Origin of the sequence: Chondromyces crocatus (genome assembly GCF_001189295.1) — a bacterium.
Classification (GTDB): domain Bacteria; phylum Myxococcota_A; class Polyangia; order Polyangiales; family Polyangiaceae; genus Chondromyces; species Chondromyces crocatus.
In genome coordinates this window covers 8460920-8487292 of the sequence record NZ_CP012159.1, presented here as the reverse complement: position 1 = coordinate 8487292, position 26373 = coordinate 8460920, and the positions used below count along the sequence as shown (strand labels likewise).

Annotated in this window: 19 protein-coding genes; 14 read left to right on the top strand and 5 right to left on the bottom strand. The window is 70.5% G+C overall.

Translation table 11 applies throughout. The annotated features are described in order from the left end of the window. Nucleotides 1-179: 179 nt before the first annotated feature. The 8 genes from CMC5_RS30545 to CMC5_RS30510 all read left to right on the top strand — a co-directional run bounded on the left by CMC5_RS30545 (nt 180) and on the right by CMC5_RS30510 (nt 12783). Complete coding sequence (locus CMC5_RS30545; RefSeq protein ID WP_156338974.1) at nt 180-3080, top strand: hypothetical protein; 2901 nt, start codon at nt 180-182, stop codon at nt 3078-3080. A gap of 191 nt (nt 3081-3271) precedes the next feature. Next, nucleotides 3272-6286, top strand: coding sequence for a hypothetical protein (locus tag CMC5_RS30540; RefSeq protein WP_156338973.1), 3015 nt, complete (start codon nt 3272-3274; stop codon nt 6284-6286). A gap of 255 nt (nt 6287-6541) precedes the next feature. Beyond that, a complete protein-coding gene (locus CMC5_RS30535; protein ID WP_050433698.1) occupies nt 6542-6958 on the top strand; it encodes a hypothetical protein in 417 nt (138 codons plus the stop codon). A 136-nt stretch (nt 6959-7094) separates the two neighbouring features. Further along, the gene (locus CMC5_RS30530) at nt 7095-7712 is read left to right on the top strand and encodes a hypothetical protein (RefSeq protein WP_050433697.1); all 618 of its coding nucleotides are present in this window, start codon (nt 7095-7097) and stop codon (nt 7710-7712) included. 154 nt (nt 7713-7866) lie between these two features. Further along, nucleotides 7867-8685 carry an MYXO-CTERM sorting domain-containing protein gene (locus tag CMC5_RS30525; protein ID WP_050433696.1) on the top strand — a complete coding sequence of 273 codons (819 nt, stop codon included), beginning with the start codon at nt 7867-7869 and terminating at the stop codon, nt 8683-8685. An 80-nt stretch (nt 8686-8765) separates the two neighbouring features. After that, nucleotides 8766-10226 carry an alpha-amylase family glycosyl hydrolase gene (locus CMC5_RS30520; protein WP_050433695.1) on the top strand — a complete coding sequence of 487 codons (1461 nt, stop codon included), beginning with the start codon at nt 8766-8768 and terminating at the stop codon, nt 10224-10226. Beyond that, nucleotides 10223-11173, top strand: a complete 951-nt coding sequence (locus tag CMC5_RS30515) for an MDR/zinc-dependent alcohol dehydrogenase-like family protein (RefSeq protein WP_245677846.1) — start codon at nt 10223-10225, stop codon at nt 11171-11173. Before CMC5_RS30520 ends, CMC5_RS30515 begins: the two co-directional genes overlap by 4 nt. 14 nt (nt 11174-11187) lie before the next feature. Beyond that, complete coding sequence (locus tag CMC5_RS30510) at nt 11188-12783, top strand: carotenoid oxygenase family protein (RefSeq protein ID WP_050433694.1); 1596 nt, start codon at nt 11188-11190, stop codon at nt 12781-12783. A 38-nt stretch (nt 12784-12821) separates the two neighbouring features. Here the strand turns inward: CMC5_RS30510 and CMC5_RS30505 are convergent, their stop codons facing one another. Then, complete coding sequence (locus CMC5_RS30505; protein WP_050433693.1) at nt 12822-13784, bottom strand: phosphatase domain-containing protein; 963 nt, start codon at nt 13782-13784, stop codon at nt 12822-12824. Beyond that, entirely contained in the window at nt 13777-14814 is a 1038-nt protein-coding gene (locus CMC5_RS30500) for an EB domain-containing protein (RefSeq protein WP_156338972.1), read from the bottom strand. The genes CMC5_RS30505 and CMC5_RS30500 overlap by 8 nt, the downstream gene beginning before the upstream one ends. Nucleotides 14815-15002: 188 nt before the next feature. On the opposite strand from CMC5_RS30500, the gene CMC5_RS30495 reads away from it, so the two are divergent. Beyond that, nucleotides 15003-16889 (top strand): M2 family metallopeptidase, encoded by a 1887-nt coding sequence (locus tag CMC5_RS30495; RefSeq protein ID WP_050436221.1) that lies wholly within the window; start codon nt 15003-15005, stop codon nt 16887-16889. Nucleotides 16890-16907: 18 nt separating this feature from the next. Then, on the top strand, nt 16908-17483 hold the full coding sequence (gene thpR / locus CMC5_RS30490) for an RNA 2',3'-cyclic phosphodiesterase (protein ID WP_050433691.1): 576 nt from the start codon (nt 16908-16910) through the stop codon (nt 17481-17483). 38 nt (nt 17484-17521) lie between these two features. Here thpR and CMC5_RS30485 read toward each other — a convergent pair whose 3' ends face one another. Further along, nucleotides 17522-18088, bottom strand: a complete 567-nt coding sequence (locus CMC5_RS30485) for an endonuclease dU (RefSeq protein WP_050433690.1) — start codon at nt 18086-18088, stop codon at nt 17522-17524. A gap of 66 nt (nt 18089-18154) precedes the next feature. On the opposite strand from CMC5_RS30485, the gene CMC5_RS30480 reads away from it, so the two are divergent. Further along, the gene (locus CMC5_RS30480) at nt 18155-18862 is read left to right on the top strand and encodes a hypothetical protein (RefSeq protein WP_156338971.1); all 708 of its coding nucleotides are present in this window, start codon (nt 18155-18157) and stop codon (nt 18860-18862) included. 27 nt (nt 18863-18889) lie between these two features. Here CMC5_RS30480 and CMC5_RS30475 read toward each other — a convergent pair whose 3' ends face one another. Continuing rightward, a complete protein-coding gene (locus CMC5_RS30475) occupies nt 18890-19858 on the bottom strand; it encodes a COX15/CtaA family protein (RefSeq protein WP_050433688.1) in 969 nt (322 codons plus the stop codon). Nucleotides 19859-20136: 278 nt separating this feature from the next. Between CMC5_RS30475 and CMC5_RS30470 the strand changes: the two genes are divergently transcribed. The 3 genes from CMC5_RS30470 to CMC5_RS30460 all read left to right on the top strand — a co-directional run bounded on the left by CMC5_RS30470 (nt 20137) and on the right by CMC5_RS30460 (nt 24582). Beyond that, on the top strand, nt 20137-21243 hold the full coding sequence (locus CMC5_RS30470; RefSeq protein WP_245677844.1) for a GGDEF domain-containing protein: 1107 nt from the start codon (nt 20137-20139) through the stop codon (nt 21241-21243). Nucleotides 21244-21310: 67 nt separating this feature from the next. Beyond that, nucleotides 21311-22930, top strand: coding sequence for a sigma-54-dependent transcriptional regulator (locus CMC5_RS30465; RefSeq protein ID WP_063796375.1), 1620 nt, complete (start codon nt 21311-21313; stop codon nt 22928-22930). A gap of 236 nt (nt 22931-23166) precedes the next feature. Beyond that, the gene (locus CMC5_RS30460; protein WP_050433686.1) at nt 23167-24582 is read left to right on the top strand and encodes a TolC family protein; all 1416 of its coding nucleotides are present in this window, start codon (nt 23167-23169) and stop codon (nt 24580-24582) included. A gap of 57 nt (nt 24583-24639) precedes the next feature. On the opposite strand, the gene CMC5_RS30455 is transcribed toward CMC5_RS30460, so the two are convergent. Continuing rightward, a complete protein-coding gene (locus CMC5_RS30455; RefSeq protein WP_050433685.1) occupies nt 24640-26355 on the bottom strand; it encodes a serine/threonine-protein kinase in 1716 nt (571 codons plus the stop codon). Nucleotides 26356-26373 lie beyond the last annotated feature (18 nt).

The window sequence follows — 26373 nt, the reverse complement described above, 5'->3', positions numbered from 1 at the left end:
CGGCGTTCCTTTCGCTGCTGGGGCTGGGAGGCGCGCCGGGCTGTGGGGCGAGCGCGGTGGAGGGACCTCGGGGAGAGGTCACGTCGACGCCGGAGGTCGCCATCCCGCTCGGGGTGGCGGGTCCCGCGCGCTACGTGCCCTCGTCGTACGGGGCGTGGGTGGAAGATGCGCCTGCCGGGGTGCGCCGCCTGATCGCGTCCGGGCGACGCGCGGAGCTGCGCGATGGCGCGCTGGTGGCGGTGGGGACGATCGAGCCCACGGTGCAGGCGGGGTTTCCTGCGCCTCCGTGGGTTCGAGGGGGCGACGCGGAGCGCGCGGGCGTGCGGGCACGGTACGTGTTCTGGCAGGACAACGAGGTCTATGCGTCGGCGCAGTTCGATGGCGCGCTGGTGCGGCTGGGGGAGCTGCCCGAGCGGGTGGACGAGGCGTTCGACTGGCTGGACGGGGTAGGGCTCGTGGCGGGGGCAGGGCTCTACGTGGTGCGCGCGTCGGACGCGCAGATCAGGCCTCTCGGCGTGGGCGGCGCGGTGCTGGCCGCGGCGATGAGCGCGGAGAAGGCGATGCTGTTCACGGCCTTCGGCCGCTCGCTGTTCACGTCGGACGGGGGGGCGACGTTTCGTGACCGGAGCGCGGAGGTGAAGGAGCCGATGCGGGTGAGCCGAGAAGGCGACACGCTGCTGGTCCATCAGCTCAGTGGCACCCGGGTGCGGGTCTCCGCCGGAGGGACGATCGAGGCCGGGTTCAGCTCGTCGATGTGGCGCGGGCGGGAGCCGGAGGAGGCGTTCGATCCGGTGTGGGGTACGGGGACGCGGGAAGGCGTGATGACGTCGGCGCTCGAGTCGGGGGTCGCGCTGCGGGATGGGGGCGCCGTGGTCGTCGACGGGGACAAGGTGGGGCGGGTGGATCTCGGGACGGGGCTCGCCAGTTCCATGGCGATGTTGCCCGAGGAGAGCGGGCGGTGCGTGCCGTTCCGTGCGCCGGAAGGGGTGCTCGCGCTGTGTCTGGAGTCGTCGCAGGCGCGGGTGGTGTCGCTCTCGGGGGAGCCACGGGTGGAGAAGGCGTTCGATCTGGAGGAGGCGTGGTCGCAGGACAGCGAGCCGTTCGTGGGGGTGGACGGTGAGGCGCTGGCGTTCCAGGGACCCTGCACTGGGCGGTCGAAGCCGAGGCTCGACATCGACGCGATCGCGGGCGCCTCGGTGCAGCAAGGGGTGCCGCGGGCAGGGCCCGTGCTGTGCGCGCGGGTGGCGCCGGGGGCCTGGCGAGAGATGCGGCTGGAAGCGGCAGACGCGCGGGATCTGCTGGCCTGGGTGCCGCGCCCCGGTGGGGAGGCGACGGCCGTCGTGGGGCGTCCGGACACGCGTCTCGGAGACGAGCCGAGAGCGTCGACGGTGGGGCCGCTGCGGGTGCTGCGGGTGCCCAGGTTCGCGCCGCCGCTGTCCTTTCCTAGGTACCGCTACCGTACGGATGGGGTGGTGTCGCGCTCGTTGCGGGCGTGGCGTGGTGGGGTCGAGGGGTTCTTTCCTGTGCCGTCGGGATCGCTGGAGTGGCAGCCGGCGGCGATCTCGGACGAGGGTCGGGTGCAGGCGCGCGAGCTGCCGCCGCGCACCGAGGTGGTGGCGTCGGTGGGTGCGCTTTCGCTCGCGCAGACGGAGGACTACCGGCTGTTCGAGTCGGTGGACCACGGGCGACGCTGGGTGGAGGTGGAGCCGCCGCCGGGCAGCTCGCAGCGGCTCGAAGGCTGCTCGCAGGTGGGGTGCCGCTTCGGTCGAGAGGGTCGGATCGGCTGGAGCGGGCTCGGCGACGGTGGCGTCCCTTCCGTCGCGTCGGACATGACGGACGCGCAGCGGGAGGTGCAGCAGGAGGCGCAGCGAGAGGCGCAGCGGGAAGCGCAGCGCAACCGCCTGCGCAACCGAGGGGTGCCGAGCCCGGAGCCCCTGGCGAGCTTCGCGTGCGACTTTGCGGGGATACCCGAGGGGCGACGGCTCGGCGGTTCGTACGGGTTCGGTGTGACCGCGACGCCGGTCCCGCGCGCGCCAGGGTACGTGCGCCTGGGCCACCTGGGGGCGATGCTGCTGCCCTACGGCAGCGGAGGGGGGTCCTGGGTCGTCGGAGGTGACGTGTCGCTGTCCTGGGTCATGCCGCTGGACGCGAGCGCGAGCATCCATCGCGCGCGGCTTTCGCTGCGCTCGGACGATGGTGGCGGCGTGGACCACGTGGCGATGGGGGCGACGCTCGGCGTGTTTCTCGACGTCGACGGGAAGGTGGTGCCGGTCGCGACGGGAGGGTCGAGCTGCCACGCCTCCATGCTGGAGCGGGCCGGCGTGGTGCCGTCGATGGGCGGTTGTCTCCCGGAGGATGCGGTGGGTGTGGCGCTCGGGGACCGGATCCTGTTTCTGGGGCCGTCGTACTCGGGGCACCGGGTGGTGTCCGTTTCGCGAGGGTCGGCCGCGAAGGCGGCGGAGCAGCAGGAGCTGCCGCAGCTCTGGGTGGCTGGCCGCAGGCAACGCAAGCTCATGTACGGGGCCGGGCGGCGCGGTGGAGCGCCGGTGTTCGTGGTCGTGGACGGGACGGGAGACGCGGCGCTCGTGCGGGTCGCGGGTGATGGGCGGGTCGTGGGGCAGGAGGAGCGGCTCGCGCCGCTCCGGGAGCTGCGGGTGGGTTCGGACGCGGCATGCAAGCCGCGCGCGGGGGAGGCGCAGGTGGTGATGCCGTTCCACACCGCGATCGGGCTGGTCCCCGGTCGGATGCCCGGGGTGCGGCCGAGCGGGAGGGGCGGGGTGGCGGTGATCCGCTGGTCCGAGGCGGCCGCGTGCCTTGACGCCGTGGAACTGGGGGTGCGCGACGAGCGTTTCGAGACGGAGATGGGGTTCTACGACGGGCCAGGGAACGTGAGGAAGGTGGTGGCGTGGTTCGGAGGGCCGGATCCGGCATGGCGTGGCAGTGATCTCCGTGGGCGCGGTGGGCGTCCGGAAGGGGGGGCGGCGCGGCCTGTCCCGAAGGCAGGGTCGGCTGCCCTGGTGCTGATCTCCAACGGGCAGGAGGTGCGGCAGCCGCTCACTTGCCGGAGCGCAGTGCCGTGAGGTCGCGAGGTTGGTTCACGCTCGCGGTCGCCACTGCGATGGCAGGCGTCACGGTGGGGGCCGGGTGCGGCGGCGCGGCGCCAGGAGGAAAGGGCCGGGCGCAGGTCGAGGAGCCAGGCGGAGGGAAGCCGGGCACGCGGGGCGTCGGGTCGGGCGTCGGGCCGGGCGTTGGGCCAGGCGTCGGGTCAGCGATGAGGCGTGGCGTCGCGCACTACGTGCTCACGGAGCGGGTGGGCGCGATCTTCGACACCCGGGGAGGCAGCGCCGCGCTGCGCCGCCCCGAGCCCGCTCTCTACGAGGGAAAAAGGTTCCTGTTGAAGGGGGGGATGATCCTCGCCACGGCGCCCTCGTCGGTGTCGCTGTCGGGGTTCAGCTCGGTGCCGGAGCGGCTGGGTGGAGGGTACCTGCTCTGGTCGAGGGAGCAGGTGTACCGCGCCACCACGTTCCTGGGGCCGCTGTCGCCCATCGCGTCGGTGTCCGTGCATGGAGCGCAGCCCTGGCTCGACGGGATGCTCCTCACCACGTCGAGCGGCTCGTTCTTGCTGGATCTCCGCGCTCCCGAGCCCGCGCTCCGCCCGCTGCGCTGGCCAGGGACGGCGCAGGGGATTGCGCTCGATACGCAGCGTGCGGCACGCGTCGACGTGCTGGGGCGTGCGGCCGTGACGCTCGATGGCGGGGCGACGTGGCGCGATCTCCTGGCGACGAAGGGGGTGATGATCCGCGCGCTCACGCCGGGCGATGGGCTCGTGGTGCTCCACCCGGCGAAGGGAGGGCACCCGCTGTTGCTCACGGCGGAGGGGCTCGTGGACGAGCGGAAGGAGGTCGCGCTGTCACGCTCCTTCAGGCCGGACCAGCGCCTCGACGCGTCCGTCCTGCTCCCGGCGCCGCTCGTGGTGTCGAGCCGCTCGCTCGCGCCCGAGCTGGTGCAGCGTGCCGTGGCAACGGGCGGGGTGCTGCCCTGGGGAGGTGCGCTGGCGACGGCGGTGGACGAGGCGCGGGTCTCCTTGCTGTCGGCGGCAGGGCCCTGGCCGCTGCAAGAGGTGGGGCTGCCGCAGAACGAGAGCGGTGGTGGTCGATGCCAGGCCGTGATCGCGGGCGAGGTCCCGCTGGTCGCCTGTTTCATCGAGAAGGGGGGCATGGTCCTGCGTCTCACGCGCGCGCTGGGTGAGCCTTCGCTGGAAGCGACGTTTCCCGAGCGCGGTCGGTTCTTCGCTGGACAGGAGGGCGCGTTCGCCTACGCGGGGCGGTGCAGTCCGTCGTCCCCGAGCGCCGCGGATCTCTTTGCGGCGTCGGCTCCGAGTCCGTCGCCCGTGCCCCTGATGCATTCGTTGAGGCAGCTCGCCGTCGACGAGACCCCCGAGCCGGAAGAGCCGCCCGTGCCCCCGCCGGCCGACGAGGCGCGCGTGTGCGTGCGGGATGCGGAGGGGCGATGGAGCGAGCGGCAGCTCGTGGGAGACGACGCGCGGCGGTTGTATCGCTGGATTCCCGGGCCGTCGGGGGTGACCGCGCTCGTGGCGGGCGGGGAGGGGAAGCGCGAGGGCGCCGCGCCCGCGCCGGTGGGGGTGCGGGTGGTCCGGGTGCGTGCGGGAGATCCGGCGCTGAAGGGGGGGCAGTTCCTCGCGCTGGGGGAGCCGGAGCTTGCGGAGCGCTTCGTGGAGAGCGACTTCTGGGAGGACGAGGACAGGTCGATCCGGGGCTGGATCGAGCTGCCCGAGGACAGCGCGGAGGAACGCGACGGCGAGGCGCGGGACGACGTCGCCGAGGAGGAGAGGGAGAGCGCCGAGGTCCAGGGGCTGCCCGAGACGACCACGCGTGGCGGGCGCGCGGCTGGTGTGCGCATCGACGCTTCGGGTCGGGTCACGGTGCTGTCGCTGCCGAAGGGGGTGACTTCGGTCGTGCATGGCGGGCGGTTCGCGCTCGCGCGTACGGAGGAGACCGAGGAGGCGAAGGCCGCTTACTTCGAGTCGACGGACGGTGGCGCTTCGTGGCAGCCGATCGAGGGGCCCCCGGTGGGTCGGCTCGAAGCGCCGTCGGACACGAGCGGGGCGTTCGGATGCAGCACGCTGGGCTGCTCGCTGAGCGACGGCCTGGTGCGGGTGGGCTGGGGAGGTGCTGCGCCCGCAGCGCCCACGCCGCCGGATGCGCGAGAGGACGACGCCGTGGAGGGGGCGCCAGGGGTCGCCGCGCCGGCGCAGCTCCGCCCGGGGGTTCTGTCCTGCCGGCTGGAGAAGGACGGGGTGTCTCGGCTCGTGCCGCCCACGCCAGCCGCGCCGCCCACGGGAGGCAAGGCCGGAGGTCGAGCGCCATCGTCGGCCGAGGGGTCGCTGGTGTCGCTGGCATCGAGCGGGAGCCGGCCGATGGGGACCCTCGAGGCGGGCAGCGCCGGAGCCCGGTGGTCTGCGGAGATCCTCCAGCCCTTCGCGCCCGGGGGGCGCCCGCGTCGTCTCACGGTGCGTGGCGCTCCAATGAGCCGCTCGTGGGGTTCGGTCGCGCCCATCCTCATGCCCCCGGGCAGCCCCGAGGCCGTGGACATGCTGTTGATGGTGGAGCGCCACGCGACGCGGGCAGGCGAGCGTTCCCCGTCGTTCTCGCTCCTCGGCAGCGTGGGTCATGTGGCAGCGGCTGCGCTGCTCGCGGGGGAGCGGCTGCTGGTGCTCGACACCCTGAAGGATGGCTTGCTGCTGTCCGGTCCCGACGGCGCTCGGGTGGCGCTCGGTCTCACGTGGCTCGGGGCGCGGCTCGGGGCGCGGCTGACCCTCGCTGCGCGCCGCGACGGACAGGGGCTCGCGCTCGTGAGCCACGCGACCTCGTCGGGCGAGCTCCTCGCCGGAGGGCTCGATGTGGGGCGGGCCGAGGTGGGGCCCCTGGCGGTGATCGGGCAGCTCGGGTCTCTCGAGGAGAGCGAGCCTTGCCAGGTGACCCCGGGGTCGCTTCGCTTCGTCGTGGAGTCACCCGTGGTGCTGCGGATCTCGACGGCCGACGGCGCGGTGCTGCGCGAAGCGGAGCGCGACGCCGTGATGCTGGTGACGAGCAGCGGAGGGCGTCTCTGCGCGGAGGGGGTGGAGGCGCGGGTGCCGGGTGCCGATGAGGATCTCCTCATCCGCGCGCGTTTCGGCCCGAGAGCAGCGGGCGAGGTGCGCTCCGGGCGGGGCTCGGCGTACGCGCGATGCACGCTGGATCCAGGCCGCGTGTCCGCGCAGCCGTGAGCGAGAGGGGAGGCCGCAGCGACGTGAGCGGAGGGTGGAAGGGGGCTGGAGAGCGCTCCATCCCTGCACGGTCGGAGGCGGGGGACGTGACTTCGCTGCCCGTTTCGGGGTGGTGGCTGCACCCTACGAGCACAAACGATCGAGGCGGAGGCAGCGGTCTCAGCCTGGGCTGGCAGAGCGCGACTCTCCGTCTGGGGTCCCCTCGGTGTTGCTCACTCCACGGGGGCACGCGGCTTGCTTGGACTCATCCTTCCAATGGCTCGACCGCGATGGGATTCCGTCAGCGTCTTTCTGGGCCCCGGGACGCCTGCCCTGGAAGGTGATCTCTGGCTCGCGGCGCTGTTCCGCTGGCTCCGTCAGGAGACGCCCGCCTGGGTCCTGGTGACGAGCGCCGCTGGAGAGGCGCTCTACGAGCCGATGGGGGTCAACTGGGATCAGTTTCCGCTCGAGCGGGCCCTCGAGGCTGTGCGAGCGCTCCGTCCCCAGGTGCGACGTTTGATCGAGGTGGTGAGGCAAGAGCCACCGCCCCGACCCCACAGCCCGGTGAGCATCGCCAGGATCCTGTCCACGCGTGAGCCCTCCGAGATGGTGGAGTCGACCGCGTGTCGCGGAGACGAGGCGTGGGCGGGGCCTCGCTCGTCGCGTCGGGGGGGGGCAGGGGTGAAGCGCTGAGCATGCGCATGATCCGCCATGCGGTGCGTCGCCCGGTGCTGGGAGGCCCTCGGGGGTCTGGGGTGGCGTAACCCGTAGGTCGTCAGACGATCCGAGAGTTCTTCCTTCCGCGCCGGACATGCTAGGGTCGCCCCCCATGCACGCTCCGCGTCCCTTTCCAGCTCGGGTCGCCGCAGCGCTCCTCGCGTTCTCCACCACCGTGGGCGCGGTCGGTGCCTGCGGGGGCGGGCCGAGCAACTTTCCCGATCGCGACGCCGTGACCGCGGCCCAGGCCGTGTGGTGTGACGCGCTCGCCAAGGTGCTGGGGGGCGGCCCCAAGTGGGAGCACCTCGCCGCTTGCAAGGCCGCCTATCCGACGGCATCGCCGGGCTACCTGCGCCAGATGGCCAAGTGCTTCCCGCGCCGCCTGGAGGCCGCTGGCGACGACAAGACGGATCGCGCTCAGCTCATCAGCGAGTGCAACGATGAGGTGATCGGGAGCATCAACGAGCCCGAGGCCGCAGCGCAGGATCTGATCGAGGCCCGCTGCGCGCGCATGTTCCGCTGCGAGAACGTCCCCGCCGCGGAGTGCAAGGCGGGGTTCACCAAGCTCGACGGCTCGCAGCGCGTGCTGCTGACCACGGTGTACAACGGGGCCGGGCGGTACGAGATCGCCGACTGCCTCGACACGGCGAGCTGCACCGACAACGAGATCGCCGGTCGGGACGCTTGTTACAAGCCGGTCACCGACAAACTTCTCTGGTTCCCTTACTGACACCGAGCCCGCGGTCTGCTCGGACCGTGGTCCCGGTCCTCGCCCGTCTCCAGCGCACACGGAGGCGAGGCTCTCGAAAATTCGCCGTGCTGGCTGGAAGACCGGGCGTGGCGGCCACCTCCCGGAAGCCTGGGAACCCTGGTAGGGTCGCGGCATGCGTAGCGTCCGCTCCTTGCCTCATTTCACTGCGCGGCTCCTGGCCGCCGCGCTCCTCCTGGTGAGCGCCATCCTGCTGATCGCGCGTCCCGCGGTGGCCGCTGGCACGGTGAACATCGCCGATCGTGCCCCCGAGGAGGACGACGGCCGGTGGAAGCTCAAGATGACGATCAACTACGGGTCCACGCCGCACATGGCGCACATCCCGATGATCTTCGCCTTCACGCCGGTCGCTCACTACGAGCGGGCGCTGACGGATCAGTCGCCGGAGAAGCCGATCCTCAACAAGATCCCGCTGAAGGGACAGCAGTCGATCAACGAGAGCATGGATGTCGGCTTCTCCGATGGTTCGGGGAAGGTCTACACGACGACGAAGTTCGACTTCGTGCTCCGCCGGGATCGCGGCTTCGAGTCGGGTGAGTACGAGCTGAAGATCACCCGGGTGAGCGATGGCGTGCAGATGGGGCCGATGCAGAAGATCACGTTGAAGGGGGAGAACCCCGTGATCGATCGGCGCGCGATCGTGTTCGCGGGCGAGAAGAAGAAGGACAAGAAGGAAGAGAAGAAGGCCGAACCCGAGCTGGAGAAGACCGGTGACGCCGCGGAGGGAGCCGAGGATCCGGGCGCCGGTGCGGACGCGGACGCAGCGGGCGAGACGCCGATCGAGGCGCCGCCGCCCGTGGAGCCGAAGCAGGGTGGCTGTGGGTGCCGCACGGCGGGCGGAGCACCCGAGGGGGGCGCAGCGCTCGCGGCGCTCGCCTTCGCTGGCCTCTTGCTGCGTCGTCGGACCAACGCGCTCGTCGCGCGCGGCCGCTAGTTCCACGGTGCCCTCTCCGCGCGTATCCTGACGCCGCGAGGGGGAGCGGCGGTTCGCCGTGGATCTCTCCAGAAGGATCCATGCGCGCCGTCGCCTCGACCCACCAGCACCCGACCACCTACCAGATCTTCACCCGCGTCTGGCTGGACGAGCTGTCCCGCGGTGCGGGCGTGCGCGTCGATCTGGCCTCGGTGCCGGATGCGGAGCTGGATCGGCTCGCCGGTCTGGGCTTCGATTTCCTGTACCTGATGGGGATCTGGACGCTGGGGAGCGAGGGGCCCCGGATCTCGCGCGAGATGGAGGGGCTGCGCGAGGAGCATGATCGGGCGCTGCCAGGGTGGACTGCGGCCGATGTGGTGGGCTCCCCCTTCGCGGTGGCGCGTTACGCGGTGAGCCCGAGTTTCGGGGGGGATCCCGCGCTCGCGGCGCTGCGGGAGCGGCTGCGGGCGCGAGGGCTCGGGCTGATCCTGGATTTCGTGCCCAACCACGTGGCGCGGGACCATCACTGGATCGAGGAGCAGCCGGCGTGTTTCCTGCGGGACGCGCGAGGCGCGGTGCTCGCCGGGAAGGACCCTTATTTCCCGCCCTGGCGTGACACGGCGCAACTCGACGCGCGGCTCCAGGTGACGCGGGCGGCGCTGATCGAGGCGCTGCTCGGGGTCGCGGGGCGCTGCGACGGGGTGCGGTGCGACATGGCCATGCTCCTCCTCCGCGAGGTGTTCGAGAAGACGTGGGCGTCGCGGCCTCCGGTGGCAGGAGAGCCGCTGGCGCAGGGGGAGCTGTGGGCCGAGGCGATCGACACCGTGCGGCGCGCGCACCCGGGCTTCCTGTTCATCGCGGAGGCGTACTGGGATCTGGAGTGGAGGCTCCAGATGCTGGGGTTCGACTACACGTACGACAAGAGCTTCTACGACCGGCTGTCCCACGCTTCGGCGCACGCGATCCGGGGGCACCTCTCGGCGGGGCTGGACTACCAGCGGCGCAGCGTGCGCTTCATGGAGAACCACGACGAGCCGCGGGCGGCCGGGGTGCTGCCCCCCGATCGGCGGAAGGCGGCGATCTTCCTCGCGGCGACGGTGCCGGGGATGCGGTTCTTCCATCATGGTCAGCTCGAAGGGAGGAAGATCCGGGCGGCGTTGCACCTCGCGCGGGTGACGACCGAGGCGGTCGACCCGCGGAGCCTCGCGTTCCACACGGCGCTGCTGGAGGCGCTGAAGAACCCGGCGCTGCGCACGGGGAGCTTCGCCATGCTCTCGCCGCAAGGGAACGAGGCGGAGTCGTTCGTGGCCTACCGGTGGGACGTGGTGGGGCCCCAGGGGGAGGTGGCGCCGGTCGTGGCGGTGGTCAACTTCGCGCCGGCGCGTGGTGGTTGTCGGATCCCGCTGGATCTCGCTGGCATCGGGGGGAGGGAGGTGCGCCTCGTCGATCGCATGAGCGGCGAGGCGTACACCCGTGACGGGGACGCGCTGCTGGATGGCGCGCGTGGGCTCGGGGTCGTGCTCCCGGCCTATGGCATGCACCTGTTCGAAGTGAGGCGATGATGCGCGCGTTGACGTGGGACGGCGTTCGATTGCAGGTGGCCGAGCGGCCGGATCCGGTCTGCTCGGAGGGGATGGCCGTGGTCGAGGTGGGCGTCGCGGGGGTGTGCAACACCGACGTGGAGATCGTGCGCGGGTACATGAACTTCCGCGGGGTGATCGGTCACGAGCTGGTGGGCACGGTGCGCGAGGGGCCCTCGGCGTGGCGGGGGAAGCGGGTGGTGGCGGAGATCAACTTCGCCTGCGGTCGTTGCGCGGTGTGCGCGCGCGGGCTGGGGCGCCACTGCGCGACGCGCACGGTGATGGGGATCCTCGGCGCCGATGGGGCCATGGCGGAGCAGGTGGCGGTGCCCGTGGCGAACCTGCACGCCGTGCCCGACGGGGTGCCGGACGAGGCGGCGGTGTTCGCCGAGCCGCTGGCCGCTGCGTTCGAGATCCTGGAGCAGGTGCACGTGCGGCCTCGGACGCGGGCGCTGGTGCTGGGGGACGGCAAGCTGGGCCTGCTCTGCGCGCAGGTGCTGCACCAGGCCGGCGCGTCGGTGCTCGCCGTGGGACGCCACGAGGACAAGCTCGCGCTCTTGCGCGCGCGGGGGATCGAGACGGTGCTCGCGTCGGACTGGGCCGGGGATCCTGCGGAGCTGGTGGTGGAGGCGACGGGCTCTGCGGAGGGGTTCGCGGCGGCGGTGCGCGCGACCCTGCCGCGAGGGACCTTGATCCTGAAGAGCACCGTCGCCTCGCGGCCCGAGGTGGATCTGGCGCCGCTCGTGGTCAACGAGATCACGGTGGTGGGGTCTCGCTGCGGCTCGTTCGAGCCGGCGCTTCGGGCGCTCTCGTCCGGGAGCGTGGAGGTCCTTCCGCTCGTCTCGGCGCGGGTGCCGCTGGATCGAGCGGACGAGGCGCTGCGGGTCGCGCAGCAGCCTGGTGTGCTGAAGGTGCTGGTCACGCGGTAGAAAGGAAACAAAGCATGCTGCTCGATCGCCTGCTCACCGTCGCTCCCACAGGTCTCCGCGCCGTCCTCGGTCGCCCCTCGAAGGAGGGGGAGCCAGCGCAGCCGGCCTCGTCCTCCAACGCCTACCTGCGCGGCAACTTCGCTCCGCTCCGCGAAGAGACCCACACCGAGGCGCTGGAGGTCGTCGCGGGTGAGGTGCCTCGCGGTCTCGCGGGGGCGCTGTTCCGGATCGGTCCCGCTCCACGCTTCGAGCCGATCGATGCCCTCCGCTACCACTGGTTCGATGGTGACGGCATGGTCGACGCTTTCCATTTCGATGGAGGGCGGGTGTCGCACCGGCGCCGCTGGGTGCGCACGGACAAGTTCCGCCACGAGGAAGAGGCGGGGCGAGCGCTGTTCGGGGGGATGCGCGATCTGGCGACCTCGACGCCGCCTGGGGGGTGGATCGCTTTGGGGTTCTCACCGATGGAGCTGCTGGAGCTGCACGCGCGGTCGACGTTCGGGGTGCCGCTGCGGGATGACCAGATTCACCGGGTGATGCGCTCGCAGGACCGCAGCAATACCAACGTGCTGCAGATGGCGGGGCGGCTCCTCTCCCTGGAAGAGAGCTCGGCGGCGTACGAGCTGGATCCCCGGACGCTGGAGACGCGCGGTCGCTTCACGTTCGGTGGGGTCCTGGACGTCGCGCCCATGGTCGCCCACCCGAAGGTCGACCCGAAGACGGGCGTCATCTACACGTTCGGCTACGGCAGCGTGCCCCCGTACGTCGTCTATTACGTGTTCGGTCCGGATGGGGCGCTGCGGCTGCGGCGCCCGATCGACACGACGTACCCGTCGATGATGCACGACTTCAGCGTGACCGAGACGCGGGCCGTCTTCTATCACCTGCCGGCGACCCTCTGGATGGACAACATGAAGTCCGGCGAGCCCGTGCGCTGGGAGCCGTCGCGAGGAGCGCGGATCGGGGTGACGGCGCGGGACGACGCCGACGCGCCGGTGCGCTGGATCGACATCCCTCCTTGCTACGTCTTCCATCCGATGAACGCCTACGACGACGGCGAGACGCTGGTGCTCGACATCGCGCGCTATCCGCGGCTCCCGCTGTTCGATCTCGGCGGCGAGGCGCCGAACCCACGCATCCAGGACAACCCGGAGGCGAGGCTCACGCGGCTGCGGGTGGACGTCCAGCGCGGGACGGTGACCGAAGAGGCGCTGGACGAGGACGCCATGGAGTTCCCGGTGGTCGATCCGCGCCATGCGATGCGGCCTTACCGGTACGGCTGGGCGGTGAGCCGGCGTGGTGCGTGCGCGGATGAGCGGGGCATGTTCAACGCGATCACGCGCTACGATCTGCAGGAGCGGCGGGTGCAGCGTCGGTTGTTCGGCCGCGCGAGCTTTCCCTCGGAGCCGATCGTCGTCCCTCGGAGCGCCACGTCGGCCGAGGGAGAGGGGTGGCTGCTCACGGTCGTCTACCACGCGGACGAGGACCGGAGCGAGCTGGTCGTCCTCGATGCGCTCGATGTGGAGGGCGCACCCGTGGCCGTGCTGCGCTGCCCCCACCGCATCCCTTACGGCTTCCACGGCAGCTTCGTCGAGGCGACGGCGCTGTAGTCGTCGAGGTGGAGCTGCCATCGCTCCGCGCGGTTGGATCAGCTCGTTCTGAGCCCGGCGAGCAGCGTGAGCGCCTGGGGGCCGAATTCGAGCGGATTGCGGAAAGCGCCAAGGTGCCGTGCATGCCGCTGTACCGCGTCGATGGCCTGATCGGGTCGCAAGCCGTGGCGGTAGCGCAGCCACGCGGCGAGCACGAGGCCCGTCCGACCCGCGCCGTCGCCGCAGTGGACGACGATGGGGGAGCCGGAGGCCTCGGCCCTGCGCAGGACCTCGAGGGCCGCATCGAGTTCGCGTGGTGTCGGCGAGGCACCGTCTTCGAGCGGGATCTCGGTCGCGCGCAAGAACTCGCGCCGGTAGAGGCCGAGCACCTCGTGGTGCGAGCCGAGGTACGCCTGGTCCAGAAGGCACAGCACCTCGCGCATGCCCTGGCGGCTCATGAAGCCGAGCCATGCGTCGACCTCGCTCCTGGACAGCGTGGTGTCGCCGTGGCCAGGTCGCTCCGCGCCATGCACGATGGCGTCGAGGGGTGAGGCGGACGCGAAGTTGTACGGCGTTCGCCACGGGGCGCGGGTGAGGAAGTCCTGGTAGGCGACGACGGAGGCGGAGAGCTCGGGGTCGTCGATCGAGCCAGGGCGAGCGCGGCGCACGGCGTCGATGGCTGCTTCGGCGGTGTGGCCCAGAGACACCAGGCGGCAAGCGAGGACGACGCCGGTGCGTCCGAGCCCTGTCTCCCCATGCACGGCCACGGGGCGTGGCGCGCGATCGATGAACACGACGGCGCGGTGCAGGTCCTGCACCGGGATGCGGTCGTAGTCGGTCATGGGGCAGCGCAGGTGGACGAGGTGCCCGAGCCCGCCCACGTCCGGCGCACGGCGCGACAGCGAGACGAGGCTCCGGACACCGATGGCGCGGAGATGAGCGAGGGCTTCTGGCCCTTCCGGGTAGCCCATCCCCGCGAGTTCGTCAGGGATCAGGTAGGAGAATCGTTCTAGTTCATCCATCGTTGATGTCAGGCACGCACACCCGGGAGGTCGGGGGTGCCGTGCAGATCTCTCCCTCGCAGCGCAGGGCTCCGAGGCACTGGGGGCCATCGCCGCCGCATGCTTCGCTCTCCACGGGCCGCATCCGGCAGGTTCCTTCGTTGCAGTAGGCGTGACCGAGACATCGGTTGTTCGGTGTACAAGGCTGGCCAGGTCCAGGAAGCTTGACGCACTTGCCCTCGGCAGGATCGCACCAGTTGTCGACGGCGAGACAGGCGACGTCGAGGGTGGCGTTGCACTGGCCTCCCTCCTTGGAGAGGATGTAGCACTTGCCAGGGTTCGTGCTCAGATCGCAGCGCTGCCCGTCCTTGCAGGCGTTCGACGCGGTGCAGGCCTGACCGTTGTCCTGTCGTTCGCGGCACACGCCTTCAGGGATCTCGGCTTCGGGGTCGGCGTTGCTGAGATCGCAGTAGGCAGGGTCTTCGCAGCGGTTCTCACCACAGACGCCCCCCATCGGGACGGGCTTGACGGCCGGGGCACACTGCCCCAGGCAGCATGGATCTCCGGTGCCCTCGCACGCGCCGCGGTTGCAGATGCTGTCTCCCGCGCACTCGCCGGCCACGAGGCACGAATCTCCCTCCTGGGCTGCGCCCTGGAACACGCCTTTGCACGTGGTCTCCAGGTTTCTCTGCGCCGAGAGCAAGACGTCGCACGACTGCGCGCGGAGCGCGTTGATGCAGGAGCGCGCCGCGTCGGGGCTGTACGTGACGTCACCAAAGACCGCCGTCGTCATGAGCTGCAAGAGTTCGTAGCTCGCTCGGTCGAGGCTCAAGCACGTGTCCTGGTCGGGCATCGCGCCGCAGCGCACCGCGAGCGTGCAGGCCGCGGCGGTGTACTCCTCTGCGAACGCTTCCAGCGGAATCGGTCCGGGGCCTGCGGGCGCTGGATCGTCTCCGCCACAGGAGGGGAGCGCGATCCCGAGCGCGAGCGTGATCGTCGTGGCGGCGCTGCCGAAGAAAGATGGTTTGGGCAAAGCGGGGGCTCTGTTCATGCTGTGCGCGGATTGTACCCGGTTCCCTTGGCCGGGTCCGGCGTGTATGAAGGGCGCACCACCGCTTCGAGAGGTCCTCTGTGTCCCGAAACGTGAAGAATCCAACGCCTTCTGCCCATGCCGGGAGCCGCGTCCTGCGTGGCGCCGTGCGCGCCTGCCTCGCTGCCCTGGGGTTGACGGCCATCGGCATGACGAGCGGGTGTGGAGGTGGGGCTCAAGGCGCCGCCGAGGCTCCGTCCGGGGCCGCCTCGCCGCAGGCCGTGGCCGCGGCGTCGGCGACGCCGGCCGCGCCGACCGTGGAGGAAGCGCGGGCGTTCTTCGCCGAGGTCGACCAGGAGCTCCGTCGCCTCTGGACCGACTCGAGCCGCGCAGCCTGGATCAACCAGACGTACATCATCGAGGACACCGACGCCCTGTCGGCCGCGGCAGAGAGCGCCTCGATGGAGTTTCTCAACCGGGTGACCAAGGCAGCCACGCGCTTCGATGGGATGAAGCTGCCTGCCGAACTCGCGCGCCAGCGGACGCTGCTCAAGGTCGCCACCACGCTGCCGGCACCGAGCGACGCGACCAAGCGCGCCGAGCTGGCCGAGCTGCTGGTGACGATGGGCAGCGACTACGGCAAGGGGAAGTACTGTCCGGCCGAGGGGAAGACGGCGCTCGGGAAGTACCTGGTCGTCAAGGGCAAGAAGGGCACGGAGAAGAAGAAGTGCCTGACGCTGCCGGACCTGAGCGACATCCTGCGCGAGAGCCGTGACTGGAACGAGCAACTCGAGGCGTGGACGGGCTGGCACGCAATCGCTCCTCCGCTGAAGAAGAAGTACGAGCGCTACGTCGAGCTGGGCAACGAGGGGGCGCGCGAGATCGGGTTCTCCGATCTCGGAGCGCTGTGGCGTGCTGGCTACGACATGACCCCCGCAGAGTTCGAGGCGGAGACGGATCGGCTCTGGGGTCAGGTGAAGCCGCTGTACGACGAGCTGCACTGCTACGTGCGCGCGCAGCTCCGCAAGCGCTACGGCAAGGACAAGGTCGGTGAGAAGGCGCCGCTCCCCGCGCACGCGCTGGGGAACATGTGGGCGCAGGACTGGCAAGGCGTCTACGACGCGATGGTGCCGTTCCCCGGGCAGCCGTCGCTCGACGTGACGAAGAAGCTCAAGGACAAGAAGATCGACGAGAAGGAGATGGTGCGGATCGGTGAGCGGTTCTTCACCTCGCTCGGCATCGATCCTTTGCCTGCCACCTTCTGGGAGCGCTCGCTCTTCGCCAAGCCGGAAGACCGTGAGGTCGTGTGCCACGCGAGCGCGTGGGACGTGGGCTACCGCGACGATCTCCGCATCAAGATGTGCATCCAGCCGACGGAGGAGGATCTGATCACGATCCACCACGAGCTGGGGCACAACTACTACTACCACTACTATTACAAGCTCCCGATCCTGTTCCAGTCGGGGGCCAACGACGGCTTCCACGAGGGCATCGGCGACACGCTGGCGCTGTCGGTGACGCCGGAATACCTGAAGTCTCTGGGCCTGATCGACAAGGTCCCCGGCGACGAGAAGGGCCAGGTGAACTTCCTGTTCAAGCAGGCGCTGAGCAAGGTCGCCTTCCTGCCCTTCGGGAAGCTCATCGATCAGTGGCGCTGGGATGTGTTCTCGGGGAAGACGAAGCCCGCCGACTACAACGCGGCCTGGTGGGCGCTCCGTCAGAAGTACCAGGGCGTCGCGTCGCCGGTGGCGCGGAGCGAGGCCGACTTCGATCCCGGTGCGAAGTACCACGTGCCGGCTGGTGTGCCGTACACGCGCTACTTCCTGGCGCACATCTACCAGTTCCAGTTCCACCGAGCGCTCTGCGCCGCGTCGGGGCACAAGGGGCCGCTGCATACGTGCTCCATCCACGGGAGCAAGGCGGCTGGTGACAAGATGAAGGCCATGCTGGCGATGGGCGCGAGCCGTCCCTGGCAGGAGGCCATGCAGGCGCTCACCGGGCAGTCTGCTGCCGATCCCGGGGCGCTGCTCGAGTACTTCGAGCCGCTCCAGCGGTGGCTGCGAGAGCAGAACAAGAACGAGACGTGTGGCTGGTAGCCAGGCTTAGGTGAGGTCGTGCGGGTATTCGTCGCTGTAGAGCCAGGTGCCGACCAGCTCCGGAAGATCAACTCGTTCGTGGAGAAGCTGACGCCGAAGGCGCCTTCGGCGAAGTGGGTCGATCCTGCGGGGCTGCACGTGTCGCTGGCCTTCCTCGGTGACATCGCCGAGGAGCGCCTGCCGCTGGTGATCGCGGCCGCGGAAAGCGCGTCGGCGCTGCATCGACCGCTGACCTTGCGCCTCGGTAAGGGGGGCGTGTTCGGGGCAGGCCGCAGGCCGCGGGTGCTCTGGCTCGAGGTGACGGGTGATGTGGACGAGCTGGGGGCCGTGCGGAGGGATCTCGAGCAGGCACTGGCGATGTCGACGGGCTACGTGCCGGAGATGGAGCGCTTCGAGCCACACCTGACCCTGGCACGATCTCGGGATCCACGGGGAGATACCGCGCTGGAGACGTGTGCGCAGATGCTCGCCGACGAGGACTTCGGCGAGGTGCGTGTCGCGGAGCTGGTGGTCTACCAGAGCGAGCTGACGCCGAAGGGCGCGCGGTACACGGTGATGGCGCGGGCTCCGTTGACGGCGCTCTTGCAGGTGTAGTCTGGCGCTCTGACGCTCGGCGGTAGCCTGTCGGTTCTTCACGCTCTCCGTGTGCTCTCGCCCAGCGTGACGCCGCCTGCGATGAGGTGCGCCATGCGCAGCGGCTCGGGGAGCTTGCCGTGGACGGCGAGTCGCTTCACCACGTGCTCCGCGTCCGTGAGGCTCAGCCCCGCCCGCTGAACGAACACGCCAGCGGTCGGTTCCATCGGGCCGGCTTGCTCGATGAGCGTCCACTTGCGCGCGCCTCCCGGGACGCGGGTGAGCAGCGCCTCGCGGATGGCTTCGAGGTCCGGCGCGCGGCGCGCCACCACCAGTACGGGGAGCGCGAGCGCTGCATGCAGGCCCTGGAGATCCACGACGTTGAACCCCGCCAGCGCGATCCCTTGGAGCATCACCAGCTGGGCGTGGGTCGCGAACCGCGAGCTCGAGATCATGGCGGCGATGGCCTGGGTCGCATTGCGTCCATCGCGGCGGACACGGGCGCTCAGCACACCCTCCAGCCTGGATCCAGCGAAGACCGTACCGACGATGGCGACGTCTCCCCGATGGTCACGTGAGAACGGCGCGTCATCGACCCCGATCACGTGAGAGAGCCGTGTACCCATGGCGGAACGGAGCGTACGCCATGCCTTGGGTTTTCCCATCCCGTCCCGGCGTGCTGTACTTCCGTCATGTGGTGTTCTCGGCCGGTCCCCGTCGTCCTGGCGCTCCTGCTCGCTCCGCCTGCCCTCGCGCAGACGCCACCGGCTCCTGCGCCTCCGGCGCAACCGACGCAACCAGCGGGTGACACGCCCGCTCCGGCGGCCACGCCGTCGCCTGCGCAAGCGCCTTCCCAGCCGGAGCCCGCGACCACCACGCCCCCGCTCCGGCCCGTCGCCTCCACGCAACCGCCTTCCCCGATGCGGGCGACGGGCAAGCGCAAGAAGACGACGAAGGTGATCCCCAACCTGCTCGGGCCGGTGGCGACCTACCCCGGCTTTCGCATGCTGTCGGGAGGGAGTTCACGGGTCTTCTTGCAGGTGAACCGCAAGGTCGATGTGGTCGAGTCCAAGGCGGCGGGGCGGATCACCTACCGTCTCAAAGGGACGCATACGATCCAGACGAACCAGTATCCGCTGGTGACCTCGTTCTTCCCGACGCCGGTCGGCCGCGTTTTGCTCACACCGCAGGGGACCGATCTGGATCTGGTCGTCGAGCTGCGTGTTCCGAGCGAGGCACAGCACCGTGTGCTGGAGACCGATCAAGGGATGGTGTTGCAAGTCGACTTTCCCGCCGTCGATCCCGGCAAGCTGCCCGCACCGCCGGTGACGCCGGCGCCACCCACCCTTCAGCGCGCCGGGAAAAAGGCTTCGAAGGGGGTGGAGGACGAGTCGTACTGAGGCAGGCGACTTCCGGTCGCGGGGCGCTCAGCCGGCTTCACGCCCGAAGGCCGCCATGGGCTCGCCAGCGGGCGGCGTCTGAGCGGTCTCGGGGGACGCGAGCGCGGCGGCGGTCAGGAGGACGAGGCTCATCCAGAGCGCGTCGGCGAGCAGGAGATGCACGAGCTGGAGCGACACCGGCGCGAGCAGAACGAGGTTCACGATGCCGACGCCGATCTGGAGCACCACGATCGCGCCGGTCGCGTTGGCGAGCCGTCGCACGGCGGGGGAGGGACGTCGCGCGGGGATCACCGAGCGCAGCATGAGCAGGTACGCCGCCGTGAGCGCCGCGTTCACGGGGTGCAGCGTGCGAAGCTGTACGAGGAAATGCGCGGTGGGGGAGAAGTCCTGAGCGATGCCCTCCGCCAGGCTGTTCGCCGTGAAAAGCGTATCGCCGAGCGCGGCGATCGCGCCCGTCACCCCGACGAGCAGGGTGGCGACGAGCGCGGCCACCAGCATCACCGCGGTGCTGCCCTGGCCCCGGAAGCGCACCGGCGCGCCGCCGCGAGCCCACCAGAAGGTGCAGGTCATCGCCCCGAGCAGGAGGAAGGTGTTGATGAGATGCACCGCCATCCACACCGCCCGGCCCGCGGAGGCGTTGTCGGCGACATACTCGAACACCACCAGCAAGGCGCCGACGGCGGCCTCGGTGATCATGAAGAACAGTGAAGCCGCGGCGCCGGCGCGGGCCGGGTGACGTGAGGGGAAGGCGCGGCGTGCCCACACGAACTGCAGGAGGACCAGGAGGAAAGCGATCCCGGACGTGAGACGGTGAGTGAACTCGATGAGGGTGGCGGTGCCGGGCGCGCGTGGGAGCACCTCGCCGTTGCACATGGGCCAGTGAGCCCCGCAGCCGGCCCCCGAGCCGGTGGCGCGCACGAAGGCGCCCCAGAGGATGACGCCCAGCGTGATCACGAGCGTCGCAGCCGCCAGTTTCCGGAACCGCTCTTGCGTCATGGAAGCCCTTTACCACTGCCCCGCGCGCCGTGAATCCAGGGGTTGCCACGTGCAGCCAGGCCCATGGTGGGAGGAGCCGAGGAGGGGGGCCGCGGGGCAGGGCATTCTGCCCCGGGACGCTCACCGCGGGACGTCGAGCGACCACGGAGAAAACGAGGCCGAGCGCCCCCTCAAGGCCGTTGCGCCACGTGGCGGCAGAAGGGAGGATGCTGTCTGTGACGCCCAGCGACAGCACCCGCGGACCGTTCGGGGGCACCGATTCCAGCAAGGGGTCGCCCGTGTCTGGCTGGACGGTGCAGCAGGAGGCCCCCCGCCCGCCGCGGATCGTGGTGGCCGACGATGATCGGGTCGCTCGCGACATGCTCTCCGAGTTCCTTCGGCGCGCCGGTTACCTCGTCGAAGCGGTCGAGGATGGGCAGGAGGCGGTGGAGCGGGTCGCGCGGGGCGGGGTGGACCTGGTCATGCTCGACGTCGCCATGCCCCGGCTCTCGGGGCTGGAGGCGTGCAGATTGCTCAAGAACCTGGGCCCGGAGAACTTCATCCCGGTCGTGTTGATCACGGTCAAGACCGACACCCACAGCCGCATCGAGGGGCTGAAGGTCGGCGCCGACGAGTACGTGTGCAAGCCCTTCGAGGAACACGAGCTGCTCGCCCGGGTCAACGCGATGCTGCGCATCAAGTCGCTCCACGATCAGGTCGCGGCGCAGCGCGCGCACCTCGAGCGGCTCAGCTCTCACGATGAGCGGACCGGGCTCTACAACTACCGTTACCTCCACACTCGCCTCACCGACGAGTTCAAGCGCGCGGAGCGCTACCACGATCCGTTCGCGTGCATCGTGGCCGACATCGACCAGCTCCACGCGCTCAACGAGGTCGGTGGGCGCGGGCTCGGCGATACGGCGATCCTGCGGGTGGCCGATGGGATCAAGCGCTCGGTGCGCGAGGTGGACGTGGTTGCGCGTTACGGGGGCGACGAGTTCCTCGTGGTCCTCCCGAGTACTCACTTCGCTGGCGCGGTGATCGTGGCCGAGCGCATCTGGCGCGAGGTGAGCGAGCGCGTGCTCGAGTACGAGGGTCAGTTCCACCGCTTCTCGGTGTCGATCGGCGTGGCGCTCTATCCCTCGCGCGAGGTGAGAACCAAGGACGCGCTGCTGCGGGCCGTCGAGTCGGCGCTCAACGAGGCCAAGCGCGATGGGGGCAACCGGCTCTGTGTCTTCCAGCAGTCTGGCGCCTGGGCCAGCACCACGATGCCGCCACCATCGAGCACGGGGGCGCTCCGGCGCGCGTATGATCCTCGGCTGGTGATGGACGACGACGGCGGTCCACCCCCCTCGACCCGGCGTGGGGAGCCCTGGCCCGTTTTTCCAGGCCGCAAGGCGACCTGAGGCGCCGACCGATCGTTCGATCGCTTGCCCGTGAGCCAATCCTCCGCTTGCCCGTGAGCCATTCCTCGTGAGTCCTCCTCCTCGCGCGCGTGTCCTCGTCGTCGACGACGAACCTCTCCTCCGCCGCAGCCTCGCCCGCGTGCTGCTCCGCGGCTTCGATGTGCTCACGGCCGAGGATGGGGCGTCGGCGCTCGGCTTGCTGGCCACCACCCGGGTCGACGTGGTGCTGCTCGATCTGGGCCTCCCGGCCCTGCCTCCCCCGGCGGCTCCGCTGCCGCGTCGTTCCGAGCCGCCGCCCGGGCTGGGAGGCGCCGATCTCCTGGCGCGGTTGCGCGTCGAGCACCCGGAGGTCGAGGTGGTGGCGATGGCCGACCCCGATCAATCCGGCGCTCCCCGAGGCGCCGTGACCGGCGGCGCCTTCGCGCTCGTCATGAAGCTGGCCGACCTGGAAGACGCCGTCACGCTTGCCGTGGAGCGCGCCGTGGAGCGTCGCCGGCTGATCGCGCGCTTGCGCGCCATGGAGCGTCGTGATGGCGATCTCTCGTCGAACACCGATCTGCTCGGCGCCTCGTCGCGCGTTCAGGAGCTCATCCGGAAGGCGATGGGGCTGGTAGGCTCCAGCACGCCCATCCTCATCACCGGCGAGCGCGGCGTCGGCAAAGAGCTGCTGGCGCGGGCGATGCACCGACGCTCGCCGCGAGCGGATCGGCCCTTCATCGCGCTCAGCCTCGCCTCGCTTCCGCAAGCTCAGATCGAGGAAGAGCTGTTCGGCGGAGCCCACACACCAGGAGCCCTCGCGACCGCAGGGGAGGGGACGCTGTTGCTCTCGGAGGTGGAGGCTCTCCCGCTGCACGCCCAGGTGCGGCTGCTCGGCGCGCTCGAGCGTGGCGAAATCGAGGCGGCCCCCTCGGCACAGGGTCGACGCTTCCGTGCCCGGCTCCTCGCCTCGACGACCGTCGATCTCCGTGAGCGCGTGGTGCGCGGCCTTCTGCGAGAGGATCTCGCCTACCGCCTGGGCGTCGTCTCGCTCCACATTCCGTCTTTGCGGAGGAGGCGGGAGGACATCCCGCTGCTCGCACACCATTTTCTTCGTCGCCACGGGCAGCGCGAGGGGCGGGACGTGCGGCGCATCAGCGCCGAAGCGATGCGGCTCCTGCGAGAGTACCCGTGGCCTGGCAACGTCCAGGAGCTGGAGCACGCCGTGGAGCACGCGACGCTGATGGCTCGCGGCGAGGCGATCACACCGGGCGACCTCCCCTCGAGCATCGCCGGCCCCGAGCGCCGACACGGTAGCGCGGCGTCTCGCGAGCTCGCCGAGCTTCCCTATGTGGAGGCGCGCGAGCGGTCCATCGACGCCTTCGAGCAAGACTACGTGGCGACCCTGCTGGAGCGCACGGGCGGCAACGTCAGCGAGGCCGCCCGCCAGGCGGGCATGGACCGAGCGAACTTCCGCAGGCTCAAGAAGCGTGTGGAGCGCAAGGACGACGCGCTGGTCGAGGGGCGAGCGCGCGAAGGGCAAGGGGGCGGCGAGGGGCTACCGAGCGAGGGCAGCAGAACCTCTGCGGAGAGCCTGCCAGCCTTGGCTGGGGACGACGAGCTGGCTGGAGATGGGCTCGCTGGAGACGATGAGGACGAGGGCGGGGTGACGAATGGGGCGCTCGGCGCACGCATGCCCTCCAGGGAGTGACCCTTCGCTCCAGGGAGCGACCCTTCGCCCCCAGGGAGAGACCTTCTCTCCAGGGCGTGACCCGCCGCTTCGCCGTGGCTGTCTGCTTGTCCCCCTCCGCCTGCCGCGTCCACCCGCCCTTCACACCGCCCACGCCACCGCCCGTCTGCCCAGCGCCTCGACCAGAAAAGACCACCGCACCAACCCTGCCTGCCGCGTACGCCGGGAGCAGTCCTTGTGCTAGCGTCGCCCACCTCATGGGCCGACGCTTTGGGTGCATTCGCGTTCTCGTCGCGCTTGCCCTGGCGACCCTGGGACCGCTGGCCTCCGTGGCTTCCGCGGACGAAGACGCCAGCGACGCTGCGCAGCCTGCCTCGGCCCCTACCCTGCGCGCCTCGGGTAAGGGCTTCAGCCTGTCGCGCTGCCTCGAGCTCGCCGAACGCAACCATCCGAACGTCCTGATGGCGCGCGCTCGCCTCGAGCAGGTGCGCGCCCAGCTCGACGAGGCCCACTACGCCCCCTTCTCCCAGTGGCGTGTGGCTGGTGGTGTCGCGCTTGCGCCCACGGTCCGCGGAAACAACGTCTTCAGCCCGAACACCGACGTCGCGCTGACCAGCAGCCTCGGCGTCGCCTGGCGCTTCGGGATCGACGGCCTGGTCCCCCTCTGGACCTTCGGGAAGATCACCAACCTGTGGAACGCCGCGGAGGCGAACGTCAAGGTCAACGCCGCGAACGTCGAGAAGGAGCGCGACGTGGTGCGCCTCGACGTCCGCAAAGCCTACTTCGGTCTGCAGCTCGCTCGTGACGGGCGGCTCCTCCTGACCGAGGTGCGCGGCGCGCTCCGGAAGGCCACGGAGAAGCTCCAGGAGGCGGTGGACGACGAGGACGCCGATCCCATCGACCTCCTCAAGCTCCAGACCTTCTCCGCCGAGATCGACGTGCGCCAGGCCGAAGCGGAGAAGTTCATCACCATGGCGCTCGCCGGGCTCCGCTTCTACACGGGCGTCACCGACCTCGACATCCCGGACGCGCCCATCGCACCGCCCAAGCACCGGCTCGGGCACCTCTCCAGGTATCTCTCGGCTGCTCGCCTGTACCGACCCGAGCTGATGCAGGTGCGTGCCGGCATCACCGCGCGGACCGCCCAGGTGCATCTGGCGCGCTCGCAGCTCTTTCCGGACGTTGGACTCATCCTCCACTTCGGCATGAGCACCGCGCCCGAGGTCGCCAACCAGATCAACCCGTTCGTCAGCGATCCCGGGAACTACTTCTCGTACGGGGCAGCCATCGGCTTGCAATGGAAGCTCGACTTCCTGCCTCAGTCGGCGCGCATTCGCTTCGCGGAGGCCCAGCTCGAAGAGATGACGGCCCAGCAGCGTTTCGCCCTCGGCGGCGTCGCGAGCGAAGTCGAGATCGCCTACGCCGAGGTCGTCGAAGCGCAGAAGCGGCTCGAAGCCTACGGCAAGGCCACCCGCTACGCCCGGCGCTGGATGGTCATGGTCCAGCAAGGCATCGACGTCGGCACGTCGGCGGACAAGGATCTCGTCGATCCGGCAAAATCTTACGCGCAGAACCGCTACAACCAGCTCAACGCCACCATGGAGCTGGATCTCGCCATGTCGCGGCTCGCACGGGCGACGGGCTGGGACGCCATCGCGCCCGACGGCACCTGACGCACTCCACACCTCCTCGTGTCACGAGCGCGCTTTCAGGCGCTCCTCGCGCACCCGTCAGCTGAACACCAGGTACAGCAGCAGCACGAGCAGCGCGGCGAACAGGCTCGCACCTCCCACCGCGAGCGCGAGCTGCTCACCGGGGCTGGCCTCGAAGAACCGCGTCTTCGCGGTCTGCGTGAACCCCGTCACCGCCGCACCGATCCTCGAGACCGCACCATCCAGCGCGCGCTTCCACGCTGGCTTGAAGCTGAGCTCGTCGATGTCGGGCGTCGAGTGGAAGACGGGCTGTTCGAGCCGCGCCGTCTGCATCTCGTCCGGCGCGACGGGTGAGGCGGGGACGATGGGAGCGACTGCCCCGTAAGGCGCCGTCTGCTCCACGAGTGGAGCGAGCAGCAACGTCGCCTGACCATCCATGTTGCTGGGCTGCGGGCCCGGTCGCATCGGTGGCGGCGGCGGTGGCGCATAAGGGGCCGCGTGGTTCCCTCGATACATCGGGGCGGGCCGCTCGAGTTCGGGGGCCCGGATGGGGGTGGGCAGCGCGCGCGTGGGGGTGTCGCGATCGACGACCTCGCTCCCGTGGTAGGTGGTCATGACCACCTGGATCCCCTCGCTCTCCGGATCCACGAGGAGGGCCCTGGGATCGGGCTTCAGCGTCGTGGTGGTGGCGTCGCCCTTCAGCTCTGCGAGGATGGCCCTGGGATCGGGCTTCAGCGTCGTGGTGGTGGTGTCCCACTCGGGTTCGTCGGGCGTGGCCGGCGTCTGCACCTCGACCTGCGGTCGAGCGGGCGTCCCCGCTGCGGGCAGCATCCTCCGGGACACCCCTGGCGCGCCCCCCTGGCCTGCGCGGCCCGCATCCGTTGCCTCCGTGCGCAGCCACAGACCGAACGCCGGGTTGCCGAGCGGCGCCAGCACCTTGGCGATCTCGGTCATGCTCGCCTGTCGGTCCTCGCGCTCGACCGAGAGCGCCCTCATCACCACGTCCCCGAGCTCGGCCGGCGTGTCCGGGCGCAGGTGCGCCACGGGCTTGGGGGGCCCCGAGCAGAGCGCATAGATGAGATCACCGAACGTCTCGGCCTGCTCGAAGGGCGTCCGTCCCGTGAGGCACTCGTAGAGCAGCACCCCCAGCGAGTAGATGTCGGCGCGCGCGTCCACCGCCGACGAGTTCCGGAGCTGCTCCAGGCTCATGTAATAGGGCGTGCCGACGGTCGACCCGGTGCGCGTCAGCGACGCATGCGGGATCGGCCCTTCTCCGGAGATCTTCACCACCCCGAAATCCAGCACCTTCACGTCGTGCTGCCCGGGCAATGGACTCGGCGACAGGAAGATGTTGTCCGGCTTCAGATCGCGGTGGATGATCCCGAGCGCGTGCGCCTCGGCCAGGCACTCGCACACTTGCAGCGCCAGGTTGATCGTGAGCTCGATCGGGAGCCGCTTCTGGTAGTCGAGGCGCTCGCGCAGGCTCTGACCATCCAGCAGCTCCATCACCAGGTACGCCCCGGCACCCCCCTTGCCGCTCCCCATGTCGGTGATCTTCACCGCGTGGGTGTTTTTCATGGCGCTGGTCGCCTTCGCCTCCTGCTCCAGGCGACCGTAGCCGGCCTCCTCGTGCAGCGTCTTCATGGCCAGACGCCGGCCCGTGAGGAGGTGTTCGACCTCGTGGACCAGGCCCGCCCCGCCCTGACCGATGTACCGGATCACCCGGTATCGGCCGTCGATCACGGTGCCGGGTGGGTGCCCGGGGGTCGCGGTCTCCTGCGGGGGCTTGAGCATGGGTGAAGAAGGCGCGCC

Excerpts from the sequence above, each read along its gene's own strand:
- CMC5_RS30540 (WP_156338973.1), top strand. The coding sequence starts at position 3,272 with ATGAGGCGTGGCGTCGCGCACTACGTGCTCACGGAGCGGGTGGGCGCG.
- CMC5_RS30535 (WP_050433698.1), top strand. The coding sequence starts at position 6,542 with ATGGCTCGACCGCGATGGGATTCCGTCAGCGTCTTTCTGGGCCCCGGG.
- CMC5_RS30530 (WP_050433697.1), top strand. The coding sequence starts at position 7,095 with ATGCACGCTCCGCGTCCCTTTCCAGCTCGGGTCGCCGCAGCGCTCCTC.
- CMC5_RS30525 (WP_050433696.1), top strand. The coding sequence starts at position 7,867 with ATGCGTAGCGTCCGCTCCTTGCCTCATTTCACTGCGCGGCTCCTGGCC.
- CMC5_RS30520 (WP_050433695.1), top strand. The coding sequence starts at position 8,766 with ATGCGCGCCGTCGCCTCGACCCACCAGCACCCGACCACCTACCAGATC.
- CMC5_RS30515 (WP_245677846.1), top strand. The coding sequence starts at position 10,223 with ATGATGCGCGCGTTGACGTGGGACGGCGTTCGATTGCAGGTGGCCGAG.
- CMC5_RS30510 (WP_050433694.1), top strand. The coding sequence starts at position 11,188 with ATGCTGCTCGATCGCCTGCTCACCGTCGCTCCCACAGGTCTCCGCGCC.
- CMC5_RS30505 (WP_050433693.1), bottom strand. The coding sequence starts at position 13,784 with ATGGATGAACTAGAACGATTCTCCTACCTGATCCCTGACGAACTCGCG.
- CMC5_RS30500 (WP_156338972.1), bottom strand. The coding sequence starts at position 14,814 with ATGAACAGAGCCCCCGCTTTGCCCAAACCATCTTTCTTCGGCAGCGCC.
- CMC5_RS30495 (WP_050436221.1), top strand. The coding sequence starts at position 15,003 with ATGACGAGCGGGTGTGGAGGTGGGGCTCAAGGCGCCGCCGAGGCTCCG.
- CMC5_RS30485 (WP_050433690.1), bottom strand. The coding sequence starts at position 18,088 with ATGGGTACACGGCTCTCTCACGTGATCGGGGTCGATGACGCGCCGTTC.
- CMC5_RS30480 (WP_156338971.1), top strand. The coding sequence starts at position 18,155 with ATGTGGTGTTCTCGGCCGGTCCCCGTCGTCCTGGCGCTCCTGCTCGCT.
- CMC5_RS30475 (WP_050433688.1), bottom strand. The coding sequence starts at position 19,858 with ATGACGCAAGAGCGGTTCCGGAAACTGGCGGCTGCGACGCTCGTGATC.
- CMC5_RS30460 (WP_050433686.1), top strand. The coding sequence starts at position 23,167 with ATGGGCCGACGCTTTGGGTGCATTCGCGTTCTCGTCGCGCTTGCCCTG.
- CMC5_RS30455 (WP_050433685.1), bottom strand. The coding sequence starts at position 26,355 with ATGCTCAAGCCCCCGCAGGAGACCGCGACCCCCGGGCACCCACCCGGC.